We start from the raw sequence: 14,856 nt of genomic DNA, 5'->3' as shown, positions 1-14,856 counted from the left end.
TTATACCCCTGAAGCTCGCGGGTATGAATCACGCAGGCGGGATGGCGACAACCAAATTAATAGGTCCAGAACCTAGGGTCTGGACACATAAACTGGCCCCGACCTCAACGGCAGCTTTGGTACCAACAGCGGACGTTCAGAAAAATCGGGGCAACGACGGAGTTGCGGACAAAACTGCCCTTCGAAATTCGCCGGTAGGCCCTACTGCCTCAGATGCTTGTCAAGAAAGTCAATCAAACGCGCGCTCAAGGCTTGTCGTGTTCCATCGTCCCCGAGTGAGGGCGTATTGTGAGGATAGAAATGGGGAAATCCGGGGATCCAAACCAATTCATAGTCCGCGCCTGCATTACGCATTGCCGTGGTGAAGCCGGGGGCTTTTTCCAAGACGGCGGGTTCATCGTATTGTGAAATGACATGCAGTGTCGGTGTCTCGTCCGCCGTCGTGACGGTCTTGGACAGATCAATCGCTGAAAGAGGCGGTGACAATGGAAAAATGGCCGTTACAGGCGCATCAAGGCCATGCGCAGTGTTAATGACTGTTGCCGCGCCAGCAGAGTGACCACCTAGCGCAATTCTTGCCGGGTCAATTCCGAACCGCTCAGACGAAGAACGGACGAAGTTAACTGCTTTTTTCAAATCTTCTGCCGCAGAAAGGATGGTTTTCCAAACAACAACTTTGCCTTCGTCTCCTTCGAGGGGGCCAAGACCCAGTGAACCTCGGGCAAAATTGACGCGTCGCATTCCCGCGTCTGTTAAATCCTCTTCTATCGTCACCACCCAATCTGCATCCAAGGCCATTTCTGGTTCTGGCAACTCCGGGGCCAAACGGTACTCGACAACAAAGACAACGTAGCCCATTGGTGTGAGCAAATGAGCATAGTCTTCCATGCGGTCGTGGATCGCATCAAATTCCGTATATGGCGCTTGACGCCGCCCTCCACGTTGAAAGCCCCCGCCATGGATCAGGATGACAGCGGGCTTGAGCGTGTCGGTATTCGAAATGGATGCGGTATAATCGGCATTGTTTGGCGAAGGTGTGTAAACATCCAGCAGCAGGTCGCGCTCGACCAACGCCCCGTCTGAACTAATCACGCCTTTTCCATAAGGCACATCCAACTCAACTTCGTAGCCAAATTCTCCATCAGCCAATGCAGACGACGCGAAAACCGTCACGGCAACACATGCTTTCGTGAAAAGTCCTGAAAGGCGTTTCGAAATTTCCATAAAAGATGCTCCCATTAAAATGCGAAGACGACACTGCAAGTATGCAGGTTTTTTCCGACGGTTTGCGTAGAACGCTACAATCAATACAGCTCGAGTCCAGCGACAAATTCTACGACCGCCATGGGCTCTCTCCCGTCATCTGACTCTTTTTGTCGGATGACGGGTTCTCCACGCTGACAGGACATGCCCCCTTGATCCGGTCACGCAATACCCTGCCAACTGGTGATTGAGTGTCACTGCTTGGTTCGGTCGGGGCCTTATTTAGCTTCACCTTTTAAATCTGGACGAACACCCCGACCGGGCCGCAGTGATTCCTTGTTGGGTACAGGTTGGGAACACAAAAAACGTACCCAACACATCAAACGAGGCCGGATCGCACCCAAACCGTACCCAAGCGCCGCACTCAAACGTACCCAAGGCCACGACCAGGGCGAGAAATTTTTTAGATTTAGTGGGTTATATGGTGGAGCCTAGGGGAGTCGAACCCCTGACCTCTTGCATGCCATGCAAGCGCTCTCCCAACTGAGCTAAGGCCCCATTATGGTACCGTTGGTGCGGTGGACGGACGTTTAGGAGACAGTGACGACGAGTGCAAGTCCAAAAATGGAATTGAACTCGAATTTCCGCCCGGGCTGCCCGTCAAATGAAAAAGGCGACCCTGAGGTCGCCTTCTTGCGTAATCAGCTTTCGTCTTCCGAAGATATGTCGGTAATATCGTCCAGAGAAACGTCATCACTGCTGTCGTCATCGTCGTCCAGCAGATCGTCGTCCAGTTCGACATCGACACTGTCGTCATCGTCCAGGACCAGCTCCTCTCCGGACGCGTTTTCACGCGCTTTGACCGAAGCTGCATCTTCAGCATCCGCCGCGATCATGCGGCTTTTGGATGTTTGAAGCTCCACGATCTCGCCAGTGTAGGGGCTGATGATCGGGTCCTTGTTCAGGTCGTAAAATCGCTTACCGGTGGTCGGGCAAACGCGCTTTACGCCCCATTCTTCCTTGGGCATGTCAAATCCCCTTGATATCAGGTGAGTCGTCTAAATGATTCAGCTCACCTGCCACAGGCAGAGGGCACTGTCAAAGTCTTTGCGCAAGAGAGGTCGCGATATGGGAGAGTACGCATTGCCAGGGACACCACCGGTGCCACTGAGGCTGCGCAAATCCGCCCGGGCGCGGCGCATCAGTTTGCGAATTTCTCAGCTGGACGGGCGGGTTACGTTGACCTATCCGATTGGAGTGCCTGAATCCGAGGCGCTGAGTTTCGCACGTACCAAGGAAGAGTGGATTCGCCAGCATTTGCAGGATAGGCCGGTAACGGCCGTGGTGCAGTTTGGACAGCAAGTACCGATTGAAGGCGTTGCCCGGCGAATCGTGCCGGCGGACGGTCGACGTGTTCAGTTGCAGGCGGACGAGGTCGCAGTGCCAAAAGGGGCCGAGGCACGCAGATTGGCCCGGTTTTTGAAGGAACTGGCGCGGGACCGGTTAACCGGTGCGTGCGATGATTATGCTGCAATGCTGGGACGCCCATACACCACGCTTAGCCTGCGCGACACGCGGTCACGCTGGGGGTCATGCAGTTCGCATGGCGGATTGATGTTCTCGTGGCGTCTCATTCTGGCGCCGCCAGACGTACTGCACTATGTGGCTGCACATGAAGTGGCGCATCTTGCCGAGATGAACCACTCGCCCGCATTCTGGGCGCAGGTAGAGAATATCTTCGGCCCCTATCAGCAACCCCGTCGCTGGTTGCGCGACAATGGGGCAGAGTTGCATCGATACAGTTTCGACGCAAAGCCGAGTTGACCTTGCGCTATTTTGTGATCACATAAGCGGATGTTGAGCACACGCCCGTCTGAAACCCAAACTGCCACTCACGACCGGGTGTACCGCGCCCTGAGGTCTCGAATCATGCACGGCGAAATGGCGCCGGGTCAGGCGCTGACCTTGCGTGGTATCGGCAAGGAGTTTGGCGTCTCGATGACCCCGGCGCGAGAGGCCGTGCGCCGTCTGGCCGCCGAGGGGGCTTTGTTCCTGTCCAATTCCGGCCGGGTCTCGACGCCCGAATTGACCAACGACCGGATCGAAGAATTGGCAGCGTTGCGCGCGTTGCTGGAAGTCGAATTGGCCAGCCGGGCTCTGCCCAGGGCGCATATTGCGCTGATCGACCGGTTGCAGACCATCAATATGACCGTTGCAGAAACGGTGACCAAGCGGGACGCGGTTGGTTACATCCGGTCAAATCTGGAGTTTCACCGCACCCTGTACCTGCGTGCTCAAGCGCCCGCGATGCTGGCCATTGCCGAAACGGTCTGGCTGCAACTGGGGCCAACGATGAGAGCACTTTACGGTCGTCTCAGGCGCACTGAACCACCGCATTATCACAAGCTGATCATCGCTGCCCTCAAGGCCGGGGACGAACCGGGCTTGCGCTTGGCGGTCCGCTCGGACGTGACACAGGGGCTGCGCTTGCTGGTGAGCTGAGCGGCATCCCGCCGACCTTTCGGCGCACAAGATAGAGGGGTTCACTGTTCTGGCCTGTTCAGCCCGACTGGGTTACTCTTGAGGCAAATCACAAACAAGAGCAGACCACAGCCATGATCACTCGCCGGACTTTTTCCATTTGCCTTGGATCAACATTGTTGGCCGCCTGCACGGGTGGTGGTGCGCCATCCAGCGCGCCTGCTTCCCGAATGCGGGCAGTTCCCAATGCAGGCTGGGATGCCTGGGTCGCCGGGTTCAAGGGCAGGGCGGCATCGCAGGGAATTTCACAATCCACAATTGACCGCGCTTTTCAGGGCGCAGGGTACCTTCCTGATGTGATCGAGCGCGACCGCAATCAGGTAGAGTTCAAGCGTTCGCTCGAAGATTATCTGGCCATTGCCGCCTCGGACGAGCGGATCAGCACAGGACAGAAGATGCTGCGGCAATATAACGGGATGCTGTCGCAGATCGAGGCGCAGTACGGAGTAGACAAGGAAATCGTTGTTGCAGTGTGGGGGCTGGAAAGCCGCTATGGCGCGCGTCGCGGCGATGTGCCCGTTGTGTCAGCTCTATCAACACTGGCCTATGATGGGCGACGTGGTCAGTTCTTTGAAAGCCAGTTGATCGCGGCGATGAAGATCCTTCAGAACGGCGACACCACGCCTGACAAGATGACCGGCAGCTGGGCCGGTGCGATGGGGCATACGCAGTTCATTCCAACCTCTTACCTCGCTTATGCGGTGGATTTCACCGGCGACGGGCGGCGGGATATCTGGTCGGATGATCCGACGGATTCGCTGGCTTCGACCGCAGCTTATCTGTCGCGTGCAGGCTGGGTGCGGGGGCAGCCCTGGGGGGGCGAGGTCGGAACCGTTTCCGGTACTCCGGTGGCCGTGCTGCAACCGCAGGTACCCGGGCCGCGCATTGCTGTCTTCCGCAATTTTCAGGTCATCAAACGCTACAACAACTCGGACAGCTACGCGATTGGCGTCGGGCATCTGGCGGACAGAATTGCCGGCGGCGCACCGTTTCAGGCCTCGTTCGGGCCAGATGAAAACGGTCTGACATTGGACGACCGCAAGGAATTGCAACGTCGGCTGACATCCGAAGGGTATGATACGAAGGGCGCGGACGGGGTGATCGGCAAAAACACAACGTCAGCCATCAGCGCGTATCAAAGCGCCAATGGCCTTGCTGTCACCGGAGAGCCCTCGGTCGCATTGTTGCGCAGGTTGGGTGGCTGACGGTTACGCCGCCAACCCTTTTGATCCGATATCGAGGAATTTTTGACGGCGGTCCTGAATCAGGGCTGCCGCGTCTTTGCCGTCCAGTTCCGCCAACATGGCGGTAAGTGCCTCGCGGACGGCTTTGACAGTTGCAGGACGATCGCGATGCGCACCGCCCTTGGGTTCAGGGATGATCCGGTCACAAACGCCAAGCTTGTGAAGGTTCTGAGCGGTCAGCCGCAGCGCTTCGGCGGCTTCACGCATCTTTTCTGCATCTTTCCACAAGATTGACGCGCAGCCTTCCGGCGAGATCACCGAATAGACCGAATGTTCCAGCATCGCCACGCGGTTGGCGGTGGCAAAGGCCACGGCTCCGCCCGAGCCGCCTTCGCCGATGATGACCGACACCAGGGGCACACCGATCTTCAGGCACATCTCGGTCGACCGGGCAATCGCTTCGGACTGACCGCGTTCCTCGGCGCCTTTGCCGGGATAGGCGCCGGCAGTATCGATCAGGGTGATCACCGGCAGGCCAAACCGCCCGGCCATCTCCATCAGGCGGACCGCCTTGCGATAACCTTCGGGCCGGGCCATGCCGAAATTTCGCTCGATCCGCGATTTGGTGTCGCTGCCTTTTTCATGGCCGATTACCATGACCGGTTGATCGTTGAAACGTGCAAGCCCGCCAATCACGGCCAGATCATCGGCAAAATTGCGATCTCCGGCCAAAGGGGTGAATTCGGTGAACAGAGCATTGACGTAAGCGCTGCAATGCGGGCGTTCCGGGTGTCGGGCGACCTGGCATTTCCGCCAAGGCGTCAGGTCGGCATAAAGCTCACCCAGAAGCTTGGCGGCTTTGGCGTCCAAAGCGGCGGCTTCTTCGGTTACGTCCATCTCTTCGTTGGTGCGGGCCAGCGCACGCAGTTCTTCAGCCTTGCCTTCAATCTCGGCCAGTGGTTTTTCGAAATCCAGATACTGGGTCATGACGCCTCTCAACGCGAAAGTTCCCTGCTATATGGCCTGACGATGCTCCGGATGCAACTCAGCAAGATCTGTGTGTCGAAGATGTTCGATTTCATGTGGGCGAATAGAAAAACGGATACTGGTGGACACCACCAATAAAGACAGCGCGCTGCGTGCGCAGGCCTGCACCCATGATAGCCTTGCCGCGAAGTCTGACCCTATGATCCACCCGACACCGCGCCCGAGGATGTGCTGGCTGAAACCTGCCTGTCGTTGAAGCAGGTCAACTGGGCCAGAGAACGGGATAGAGTGAGGCCACAAGCAGCACCGCCATTGTCCAGTTGAACACAACCAGCCGGCGCGGGTTCGTCAGCACCCGCGACATCTGCTGACCAAGAAAGGTCCATGTGCTCACCGACGGCAGGTTGACCGCCCCGAAAACCAACGCAACGAGGGCAATTGCATGCAGGGTCTGATTGGGTGTGTAAGCGGTTGTGGCGGTCAGGGCCATGGCCCAGGCTTTGGGGTTCACCCACTGAAAGGCGGCGGCCTGTAGAAACGTCATGGGAGTCCCCGCTGCCAAAGCGCCTCCGGCTGGTGCGGCATGTGCGATCTTCCATGCCAGATACAGCAGATAGATCACCGACACGATCTTCAGCACTGAATGGCTGACCGGATATCGGTCAAAGACCTGAACCAGCCCTGCACCAACCAGCAGCACCATGAGCGTGAAGCCAAGGCCAATGCCCAACATATGCGGGATCGAACGCCGAAAGCCGAAATTCGCTCCCGATGCCATCAGCATCAGATTGTTCGGCCCGGGCGTAATGGATGTCACGAAGGCAAAGGCGATGAGGGCCAGAAGGATGTCGTAAGTCATACTGCGAAGTATCGTCCGACCGGCAGCAAATTAAATTGCTTTTTCGTGCGCGTTTCTGCTATTTCTGCAACTTGTGATGAAGAATGATCATTTAAATCGCCAGATATTGCATGAACTGACCCGTGATGGGCGTATCAGCAACCTGGAATTGGCCGAACGGATCGGGCTGTCGCCTTCCGCCTGCCTGCGTCGCGTTCAAGAGCTTGAGAAAGCCGGCGTGATCACCGGCTATCGTGCGGTTTTGAACCCGGCGTCGATGGGTGTCGGCTTTGTCGCCTACATCGGCGTTGGTCTTGGCGAACACACAAAAGCGGCGCAGGAGGGGTTTGAACGGGCTCTGCAACAAGCCCCCGAAGTGGTCGAATGCCACAACATCACCGGTACGATCGAATACCTGCTGCGCGTCGAATGCGCCGACTTGCCGTCCTACAAGACCTTCCATACCGAGGTGCTGGGAACGCTGCCACATGTTACGTCGATCACTTCCTATGTGGTCATGGGGTCGCCCAAGGATCTGCGTGCGTAACCTCTGAAATTGTGAAGCCGCACTCTCTTGCAGCGCAAATTTTCAGAGCCTAGTGTCACTGTAATGACGTTGCCAGGGGATACGCCCAGCCAAAACGGCGCGCAAACAGGGAGATTACGATGAAACTCGTTCGAACAGTGGCGACCGCAGTTGCCATGTCGGTAGTTGCCGGGGCCGCTTTGTCTGCACCGCTGAAACTGCAACCTGCCAATCCACAGCCTTCTCCGAAGGCAGGGTTGAATGTCAAATACATTGGCACAGGCAATCAACACAAGAAGATCCGGGATCTGAGTCAGGCAAAAAGCATGCTGTCTCAGGCAAAGCCCGGAAAGCCGTTGCGTGGGTTGGATTATAGGGACACAAGCAAGGGTGAGGACGTCATGACGTTCGACGAAGCCTACAATGTTGCCGCTGAGGTGACAGGGTATATGCGGTTTAACTCACCGGGCGTTTACGAGCTGGAAACGTGGTCGAATGACGGGATAGAAGCTTGGGTTGGTGGTCAGCAGATCGGCCGCGTAACTGGTATTCAAGGTTGTGAAGCCAATCAACGTACGGAAGTGGAAGTGCCCAAAGCGGGTTGGTATCCGTTGAAGATCGTCTATTTCCAGAAACTGGGAACCTCTTGCCTGATGATGAAGTCAGGAAAGAAGGGTGAGCGCTTCACATGGACGCCCAATGAGGTTTTCGGCCGTTGAAGAGTTTAAAAAGGGCGCTCGGTGGGGCGCCCTTTTTTATGGCTTAGCTGCTCGCCGCAATCAGTTCGGCCTGTGCCACAATGACTTCAGCCTGCTTGATTGAGGCGATGTCGACAAGACGTCCTTTGTAGACGGTCGCGCCTTCACCGTTGGCTTTGGCCTGCTCCATTGCGGCCAGGATTTCGCGGGCCTCGGAAACGGCCTCATCCGACGGGGTAAAGACCTGATTGGCCAGTGCGATCTGCTTGGGATGGATCGCCCATTTGCCGATCATACCCAGTGTGGCCGAGCGTTTCGCCTGAGCGATGTACCCTTCATCATCACTGAAATCCCCGAATGGTCCATCCACTGGCAGCACCCCATGGGTGCGGCAGGCCGCAACGATGGCGGCTTGGGCCCAGTGCCAGGGATCGGACCAGTGTTTTTCACCCTCGCGTAGCATGTAATAGTTTTCCTGTGTGCCGCCGATGCCCGTGGTCTGCATTCCCATCGAGGCGGCAAAATCTGCGGCCCCAAGGCTCATGGCCTGCAAACGGGGTGAGGAGGCTGCGATCTCTTCCACATGCGCGATACCGGCAGCGGATTCGATAATGACCTCGAAGCTGATCGGTTTGGTCCGGCCCTTGGCGCGTTCAATGGCGGTGACAAGGGCATCCACGGCATAGACATCTGATGCACAACCGACTTTGGGAATCATGATCTGGTCCAGACGGTCGCCTGCCTGCTCCAACACGTCGACAACGTCACGATACCAATAGGGGGTATCCAATCCGTTGATGCGAACGGACATGTATTTATTGCCCCAATCAACAGTATTCAGCGCTTCGATGACGTTGGCGCGGGCTACATCCTTGTCCGAAGGCGCAACCGAATCCTCAAGGTCAAGGTTGATCACATCCGCAGCAGAAGCTGCCATTTTCGGGAACAGTTTGGTATTCGACCCCGGACCAAACAGTTGACAGCGATTGGGTCGTGCAGGCGCGGCGGGTTGGATGCGAAAGCTCATCTGGACCTCGTGTGGGTAATGAAGTTGCGATTTTCTCGCCCAATGAGGTATTAAATTGCGCAACTTGGCGCAAGGGAGATTGTGCATCTGCGGCAATGCGGTTGCAGAATGCAGATTTCCAGCAGAAGATGAGTGGTGATTAAAGATTAATCAATTTGAAAACTTCGAAGAATTTTGCGCCATCCTGCATAAGGGCGCAAGAACATCGCGCGATAGCTGTGTTTGACGGAGCAGAACGCGAAACGCTCGTTTTGCCGCTTCACTAGCTTAGGCCGGAATCAAAGGAGTGACCGCAATGATCGAGACACCGTACCTGCTGTTTTTGGGCGATGCGCCCGACCAATTGGCGGCCAAAGTGGCTGTGGGCATCAAGGATTGGCGCCCGGAAAACGCCGTCGGCCAATACCGTATGGACGGCTGCAAGGCCGATCTGGGCCTGACCGATATGACCCTGACAGAGGCCAAAGAGGCCGGTGCCAAAACGCTGGTCATCGGCGTGGCCAACCGTGGGGGCGTGATCAGCCAGGAATGGAAAAAGGTTCTGGTCATGGCACTGGAGGAAGGGTTTGATCTGGCCTCCGGCTTGCACAACCTGTTGCGCGATGAACCTGACCTGGTGGCGGTGGCTGAAGCGACCGGTCAAAAGCTGCACGACGTGCGTGTGCCCGAAGTCGATTACCCGATTGCCAACGGGATCAAGCGCAAGGGCAAGCGTTGTCTGGCCGTGGGCACCGATTGTTCGGTCGGCAAGATGTACACTGCAATGGCGATGGATGCTGAAATGCGCAAGCGTGGTATGAAGTCGACCTTCCGCGCAACTGGTCAGACGGGCATCCTGATCACCGGCGATGGTGTGCCGCTGGACGCCGTGGTCGCGGATTTCATGGCGGGCTCGATCGAATGGCTGACACCTGACAACGACGACGATCACTGGGACCTGATCGAAGGCCAGGGCTCATTGTTCCATGTATCCTATTCCGGTGTGACCATGGCACTGATCCACGGCGGCCAGCCGGACGCCCTGATCCTGAGCCATGAACCGACCCGTGAGCACATGCGCGGTCTGCCGACCTATCAGCAACCGTCTTTGGAAACCCTGCGCGACACCGCGCTGGCCCTGGCCAAAGTGGCGAACCCCGATTGTCAGGTCGTCGGCGTTTCCGTCAACACGCAGCACCTGTCCGAAGAGGACGCGACGGCGTATCTGGCCAAGATCGAAGCAGACATGGGGCTGCCTGCGACCGATCCGTTCCGCTTTGGTTCAGGCAAGCTGGTGGACGCGCTGGCTGCGATGTGATCTGAGACACGTGCCGGTGGCGGGTTCAACCGCTTCCGGCGTTAGATTTGGAAAAGATGAAGGAGCGGGTGCGTGCGGATAGAGGTCTCTCGCGATGTGTTTCGGCTGGCGCAGGTGTTTACCATCTCGCGCGGGTCACGGACCGAGGCAAAAGTGCTGACGGTTCGGGTGTCGGACGGAACGCATCAGGGCTGGGGTGAATGCGTTCCCTATGCGCGTTATGACGAAACGCTCGAGTCGGTTGAGGCCGAGATTGCCGGCTTGCCTGCGGAGTTCACCCGCCAGTCGCTGATGGACCTACTGCCTGCTGGTGCCGCCCGGAACGCCGTGGATTGCGCCTTGTGGGATCTGGAAAGCAAGCGCGCGGGAAAGCGTGCCTGGGATTTGGCGGGTCTGCCTGTTCCGGGACCAGAGATCACCGCATACACTTTGTCGCTGGACACGCCCGCGGCGATGCAGGCCCAGGCGGCCGAGAACGCGCATCGCCCGCTTCTGAAAATCAAACTGGGCACCCCAGATGACATGCCGCGGCTTGAGGCGGTGCGGGCCGGTGCTCCGAATGCCAAGATCATCGTGGATGCGAACGAAGGCTGGTCGGCCGAGGTTTACGCCGACCTCGCCCCTCATCTGGTACGTTTGGGCGTGGCACTGGTCGAGCAACCCTTGCCCGCCGGGGACGACGACGCATTGATCGGAATGGACCGCCCGGTGCCCGTCTGCGCAGACGAGTCCTGCCATGATCGCGCCAGCCTGTCCGGACTGATGGGCAAATACGATGTCATCAACATCAAACTCGACAAAACCGGTGGCCTGACCGAGGCACTGGAACTTCGCAAAGCCGCAATCGCGGAAGGGTATGACATCATGGTCGGCTGTATGGTTGGCAGCTCGCTTGCCATGGCACCCGCGACACTGTTGGCGCAGGGTGCGATGGTGACGGACCTTGACGGCCCGCTTCTGTTAGCCGAAGACCGCGACACCCCGCTGATTTTTGACGACGCCGGAGTTCACCCGCCAGAAGCGGCGCTCTGGGGCTGAGGAGACAAACATGACCCGAACCGTATACGTAAATGGCGAATACCTGCCCGAGACCGAGGCCAAGGTATCCATCTTTGACCGTGGCTTCCTGTTTGCTGATGCGGTTTACGAAGTGACCAGTGTATTGGATGGTAAGCTGATTGATTTCGAAGGTCACGCAGTGCGCCTGAAGCGGTCTCTGGATGAGCTGGAGATGGCCGAGCCCTGCACCAAGGAAGAGCTGCTGGAGATCCACCGCAAGCTGGTTGATCTGAACGGCATCGAAGAGGGCCTGGTCTACCTGCAGGTCTCGCGCGGCAGTGACGGTGACCGGGATTTTGTCTTCCCTTCGGCAGATACCAAACCCAGCCTCGTTCTGTTCACGCAGAACAAGCCCGGGCTGGCTGACAGTCCGGCAGCACAGAAAGGTGCCAGGATCATCTCGATCGAGGACATCCGCTGGGGCCGCCGCGACATCAAAACCGTGCAGCTGCTTTACCCTTCGATGGGCAAGATGATGGCCAAGAAATCGGGCTGTGATGATGCATGGCTGGTCGAGGACGGCTTTGTGACCGAAGGCACCAGCAACAACGCCTATTTCGTCAAGAACGGCAAGATCGTGACCCGCCCGCTGTCCAACGACATCCTGCACGGGATCACCCGCAAGGCCGTGCTGCGCCTGGCGGCCGAAGCGCAGATGGAAGTTGAAGAACGTCTGTTTACCATCGACGAAGCCAAGGAGGCTGACGAGGCGTTCACAACCTCGGCCAGCGCATTCGTGATGCCCGTCGTGGAAATCGACGGAGTCGCGCTGGGTGATGGTACACCCGGGCCGATTGCCAAACGCCTTCGTGAAATTTACCTGGATGAAAGCCGAAAGGCCGCGATCTGAAGAAACACCACGTCGGACGGCGTTGCGGTAAACTGCTGCGGCGCCGTGCCAACATCAGTCGGATTCGGGGGCAGGACAGGGAGTTTCGCTGTAGGTCTCGCCGAGCATGAGCAGATCACATGCGACTTTCGGCCAAAAAACAGGTCACTTGCGAAGTTGAGCCGAGACACCGGTCTTAACTGTCGGACCAGTTCCAGCTTTGTCACAAGAATATGGTTGAAGGCGGGGTTACCCGACTTTGAAAGGGCTCAGGCTTTCCTGAAACTGTTCAATGAATTCAAGCGTCACCAACGACGGTTGCTTCAATATTGGGCGTACCAACGAGAGAGTATGTGTCAGCAATGGCCTGAATGGCCGATAACTCAATCCGCGTGAGGTGTATTGGACGGCATCCAGTTCGCTTACGACCGAGACACCGACACCTTTCAGCGCCAATTCACATGCCGCTGTGAACTGCCTGACCTCAATATGCGAGTTCAATTCGACATTAGCATTTTGAAACACTTTCGAAAGCCGCCCGAAAAAGTCGCTGTCGCGTCGGGTGTGGATGATTTTGCTGTGTGCAAGATCCGCCGGGGTAACTTCGGAAAGGCCTTCCAACTCGTGCCCGGTGGGGAACACGCACACCGTGCGAACGCCGATGTTTCTGCTTTCTACCGCCGGATGACCGTGAAAACTGTCTGTGATTCCGAAATCATACTGCTCGCCAATCATCCATTCGAGAATGCGTTCAGGTCGGTCAGGCTCGATCGTCAGGGTGACACCGGGCCGATCCTTCAAGAAGCTGGCGACGACTTTGGGCAAATGGCTGGTGGCAAATCCAGGTAGGCAGGCGACACGGATGTGCCCTGCTTTGCGTTGTGTGATATCCTGGCTGACATCCGAGATTTGCCTCATGAGTTCGAGAACGCGCTCGACGCTGGGCAAGAGGTAACGAACCTCCTGCGTTGGCACCAATCGGCCCTCCCGGCGATCAAAAAGCTGAAACCCAAGCGATTTTTCTAGATCAGACAGCAGCCTGCTGACAGCTGGCTGGGTCACTCCAAGATCGGTCGCAGCGGCTGTGACAGACCCGTTTTTGGTCACGGCCATTAGGGCCTCCAATTGCCGCACTCTCAGAATTTGACTCATTGTTGATCCCCAGCAACCACGCCAAGTCATAACACTATGTTATTTTTTCACCAAGTAGATAGGCCTTGAATTATATTTCTGTAACGCTAACGTCGTGAAATCGTCATGTGTGCCGTTTACGCGTTGTGGTCGGTATTCAACGAAGCATCAAACCTGATGCATGGGAGGAATCATGAAAAAGAATTTGCTTGGCGCTCTTGCCATCACCACGGCCTTGTCCCCCTTGGCGGCAATGGCGCAAACCGAAGTTCAGTTCTGGCATGCCTTCACCGGTCGCCTTGGTGAGCTTGTCAAAGGACAGGTTGAAGAATTCAACGCCAGTCAGGATGACTTTGTCGTGGTTGAAAGCCACAAGGGCAACTACTCGGAAACCCTGAACGCTGGCATTGCTGCATTCCGTGCCGGTGAACAGCCAAATATCCTGATGGTATTCGAAGTCGGCACGGCGACAATGATGTCAGCCGAAGGTGCGATCAAGCCGGTCTATGAAGTGATGGCGGAAAGCGGCGCGTCATTTGATCCCGATGCATATATAGGCGCAGTCAAAGGGTATTATACGACGACTGACGGAGAGATGCTGTCTCTTCCTTTCAACTCCTCGACGCCAGTTCTGTGGGTTAACCGCGATGCCATGGAAGCCGCTGGCGTTGATCCGGACACGGATCTGTCCACATGGGAAAAAGTTGGCGAGGTCCTTGAACAGCTGAAGGCGGGTGGCGAGGATTGCCCGCTGGTGACAGCATGGCAAAGCTGGATTCACCTTGAGAACCTGTCAGCCTATCACGACGTTCCGTTTGCATCCCAGGACAACGGTTTTGCTGGACTGGATACCGAGCTTATGCTGAACGGTCCGGTGCAGGTTGCACATCTGACCGCAATGGGTGACTGGGCCCAGGACGGCAAGTTCATCTACACTGGCCGCAGAAACGAAGGCGGTGCGAACTTCCGGTCAGGCGAGTGCGCATTGTTCACTGAAAGTTCGGCCGGGTACGCTGGCATCAAGGCAGAGGCCGAGTTCGACTTCGACGTGCGTCCGCTGCCCTATTGGGAATCCGTCACCGGTGAGCCGCAAAACACCATCATCGGCGGCGCGTCTCTTTGGGTAATGGAGGGTCATGAGCCCGAAGAATACCGAGGCGTCGGCGAGTTCCTGAGCTTCCTGTCCTCGTCGGATGTGCAGGCGGCGTGGCATCAGAACACCGGTTATCTTCCGATTACCGTCGAAGCCGGCGAGGCCACCCGTGCGGCAGGTTTTTATGACGAAAACCCGGGCACCGACATCGCGGTGATCCAGATGACCGCGAAAGAGCCGACCTCAAACTCGAAAGGCTTGCGTCTGGGTTCGTTCGACCAGATTCGCGGCATCATCGACGAAGAGCTTGAAGCGATCTGGTCCGGTGAGAAAACAGCTCAGGAAGCGATGGACAGCGCGAAGGAACGCGGCGATGCGTTGCTGCGCCGTTTCGAATCCGCCAATCAATAAGTCGTAACTTCATGCGGGCCTTTTCAGGGCCC

Annotated in this window: 15 protein-coding genes and 1 tRNA gene; 9 read left to right on the top strand and 7 right to left on the bottom strand. The window is 57.1% G+C overall.

The genetic code is table 11. The features are described 5' to 3' along the window. Positions 1-201: 201 nt before the first annotated feature. The 3 genes from AC2FEB_RS16030 to AC2FEB_RS16020 form a co-directional block, all read right to left on the bottom strand. Complete coding sequence (locus AC2FEB_RS16030; protein ID WP_496884211.1) at positions 202-1,224, bottom strand: alpha/beta hydrolase; 1,023 nt, start codon at positions 1,222-1,224, stop codon at positions 202-204. Between the two features lie 461 nt (positions 1,225-1,685). Further along, positions 1,686-1,761: transfer RNA gene (locus AC2FEB_RS16025), tRNA-Ala, on the bottom strand. A 143-nt stretch (positions 1,762-1,904) separates the two neighbouring features. After that, positions 1,905-2,231: a TIGR02300 family protein gene (locus tag AC2FEB_RS16020; protein ID WP_299895604.1), complete on the bottom strand. Its 327-nt coding sequence runs from the start codon at positions 2,229-2,231 to the stop codon at positions 1,905-1,907. 100 nt (positions 2,232-2,331) lie between these two features. Between AC2FEB_RS16020 and AC2FEB_RS16015 the strand changes: the two genes are divergently transcribed. The 3 genes from AC2FEB_RS16015 (at position 2,332) to AC2FEB_RS16005 (ending at position 4,949) form a co-directional block, all read left to right on the top strand. Beyond that, positions 2,332-3,027, top strand: a complete 696-nt coding sequence (locus AC2FEB_RS16015) for a M48 family metallopeptidase (RefSeq protein ID WP_496674137.1) — start codon at positions 2,332-2,334, stop codon at positions 3,025-3,027. A gap of 30 nt (positions 3,028-3,057) precedes the next feature. Beyond that, entirely contained in the window at positions 3,058-3,705 is a 648-nt protein-coding gene (locus AC2FEB_RS16010) for a GntR family transcriptional regulator (RefSeq protein WP_299637617.1), read from the top strand. 113 nt (positions 3,706-3,818) lie between these two features. Beyond that, positions 3,819-4,949, top strand: coding sequence for a lytic murein transglycosylase (locus AC2FEB_RS16005; RefSeq protein ID WP_496674140.1), 1,131 nt, complete (start codon positions 3,819-3,821; stop codon positions 4,947-4,949). Positions 4,950-4,952: 3 nt separating this feature from the next. On the opposite strand, the gene AC2FEB_RS16000 is transcribed toward AC2FEB_RS16005, so the two are convergent. Together AC2FEB_RS16000 and AC2FEB_RS15995 are read right to left on the bottom strand one after the other, a co-directional pair. After that, positions 4,953-5,915 carry an acetyl-CoA carboxylase carboxyltransferase subunit alpha gene (locus tag AC2FEB_RS16000; RefSeq protein WP_496674143.1) on the bottom strand — a complete coding sequence of 321 codons (963 nt, stop codon included), beginning with the start codon at positions 5,913-5,915 and terminating at the stop codon, positions 4,953-4,955. 262 nt (positions 5,916-6,177) lie between these two features. Continuing rightward, positions 6,178-6,774 (bottom strand): LysE family translocator, encoded by a 597-nt coding sequence (locus AC2FEB_RS15995; protein WP_117872432.1) that lies wholly within the window; start codon positions 6,772-6,774, stop codon positions 6,178-6,180. Between the two features lie 76 nt (positions 6,775-6,850). On the opposite strand from AC2FEB_RS15995, the gene AC2FEB_RS15990 reads away from it, so the two are divergent. Together AC2FEB_RS15990 and AC2FEB_RS15985 are read left to right on the top strand one after the other, a co-directional pair. Further along, positions 6,851-7,300, top strand: coding sequence for an Lrp/AsnC family transcriptional regulator (locus AC2FEB_RS15990; protein ID WP_496674146.1), 450 nt, complete (start codon positions 6,851-6,853; stop codon positions 7,298-7,300). A 119-nt stretch (positions 7,301-7,419) separates the two neighbouring features. Beyond that, the gene (locus tag AC2FEB_RS15985) at positions 7,420-7,998 is read left to right on the top strand and encodes a PA14 domain-containing protein (protein ID WP_117872435.1); all 579 of its coding nucleotides are present in this window, start codon (positions 7,420-7,422) and stop codon (positions 7,996-7,998) included. Between the two features lie 43 nt (positions 7,999-8,041). Here AC2FEB_RS15985 and AC2FEB_RS15980 read toward each other — a convergent pair whose 3' ends face one another. Continuing rightward, positions 8,042-9,004: an L-malyl-CoA/beta-methylmalyl-CoA lyase gene (locus AC2FEB_RS15980; protein WP_496674149.1), complete on the bottom strand. Its 963-nt coding sequence runs from the start codon at positions 9,002-9,004 to the stop codon at positions 8,042-8,044. A gap of 295 nt (positions 9,005-9,299) precedes the next feature. On the opposite strand from AC2FEB_RS15980, the gene dgcN reads away from it, so the two are divergent. From dgcN to AC2FEB_RS15965, 3 genes are all read left to right on the top strand, one after another. Continuing rightward, complete coding sequence (gene dgcN, locus AC2FEB_RS15975) at positions 9,300-10,301, top strand: N-acetyltransferase DgcN (RefSeq protein ID WP_496674152.1); 1,002 nt, start codon at positions 9,300-9,302, stop codon at positions 10,299-10,301. Between the two features lie 72 nt (positions 10,302-10,373). Further along, positions 10,374-11,339, top strand: coding sequence for an N-acetyl-D-Glu racemase DgcA (gene dgcA / locus AC2FEB_RS15970; protein WP_496674155.1), 966 nt, complete (start codon positions 10,374-10,376; stop codon positions 11,337-11,339). 10 nt (positions 11,340-11,349) lie between these two features. After that, positions 11,350-12,210 (top strand): D-amino-acid transaminase, encoded by an 861-nt coding sequence (locus tag AC2FEB_RS15965; RefSeq protein WP_496674158.1) that lies wholly within the window; start codon positions 11,350-11,352, stop codon positions 12,208-12,210. A gap of 228 nt (positions 12,211-12,438) precedes the next feature. Here the strand turns inward: AC2FEB_RS15965 and AC2FEB_RS15960 are convergent, their stop codons facing one another. After that, positions 12,439-13,341 carry a LysR substrate-binding domain-containing protein gene (locus AC2FEB_RS15960; protein WP_496674161.1) on the bottom strand — a complete coding sequence of 301 codons (903 nt, stop codon included), beginning with the start codon at positions 13,339-13,341 and terminating at the stop codon, positions 12,439-12,441. A gap of 172 nt (positions 13,342-13,513) precedes the next feature. Between AC2FEB_RS15960 and ugpB the strand changes: the two genes are divergently transcribed. Continuing rightward, a complete protein-coding gene (gene ugpB / locus AC2FEB_RS15955; RefSeq protein WP_496674163.1) occupies positions 13,514-14,824 on the top strand; it encodes a sn-glycerol-3-phosphate ABC transporter substrate-binding protein UgpB in 1,311 nt (436 codons plus the stop codon). Positions 14,825-14,856: the final 32 nt, after the last annotated feature.

The organism is Ruegeria sp. YTSC106, from assembly GCF_059609765.1.
The sequence above is the reverse complement of the archived record's forward strand: the minus strand, read 5'-3'. Positions and strand labels throughout refer to the sequence as shown.

Bases quoted from the DNA above. Each gene is read 5' to 3' on its own strand.
- AC2FEB_RS15965 (WP_496674158.1), top strand. From the start codon at position 11,350: ATGACCCGAACCGTATACGTAAATGGCGAATACCTGCCCGAGACCGAG.
- AC2FEB_RS15960 (WP_496674161.1), bottom strand. From the start codon at position 13,341: ATGAGTCAAATTCTGAGAGTGCGGCAATTGGAGGCCCTAATGGCCGTG.
- AC2FEB_RS15985 (WP_117872435.1), top strand. From the start codon at position 7,420: ATGAAACTCGTTCGAACAGTGGCGACCGCAGTTGCCATGTCGGTAGTT.
- dgcN (WP_496674152.1), top strand. From the start codon at position 9,300: ATGATCGAGACACCGTACCTGCTGTTTTTGGGCGATGCGCCCGACCAA.
- ugpB (WP_496674163.1), top strand. From the start codon at position 13,514: ATGAAAAAGAATTTGCTTGGCGCTCTTGCCATCACCACGGCCTTGTCC.
- AC2FEB_RS15990 (WP_496674146.1), top strand. From the start codon at position 6,851: ATGAAGAATGATCATTTAAATCGCCAGATATTGCATGAACTGACCCGT.
- AC2FEB_RS16020 (WP_299895604.1), bottom strand. From the start codon at position 2,231: ATGCCCAAGGAAGAATGGGGCGTAAAGCGCGTTTGCCCGACCACCGGT.
- AC2FEB_RS16005 (WP_496674140.1), top strand. From the start codon at position 3,819: ATGATCACTCGCCGGACTTTTTCCATTTGCCTTGGATCAACATTGTTG.
- AC2FEB_RS16030 (WP_496884211.1), bottom strand. From the start codon at position 1,224: ATGGAAATTTCGAAACGCCTTTCAGGACTTTTCACGAAAGCATGTGTT.
- AC2FEB_RS16010 (WP_299637617.1), top strand. From the start codon at position 3,058: ATGTTGAGCACACGCCCGTCTGAAACCCAAACTGCCACTCACGACCGG.
- AC2FEB_RS16015 (WP_496674137.1), top strand. From the start codon at position 2,332: ATGGGAGAGTACGCATTGCCAGGGACACCACCGGTGCCACTGAGGCTG.
- AC2FEB_RS16000 (WP_496674143.1), bottom strand. From the start codon at position 5,915: ATGACCCAGTATCTGGATTTCGAAAAACCACTGGCCGAGATTGAAGGC.
- AC2FEB_RS15980 (WP_496674149.1), bottom strand. From the start codon at position 9,004: ATGAGCTTTCGCATCCAACCCGCCGCGCCTGCACGACCCAATCGCTGT.
- AC2FEB_RS15995 (WP_117872432.1), bottom strand. From the start codon at position 6,774: ATGACTTACGACATCCTTCTGGCCCTCATCGCCTTTGCCTTCGTGACA.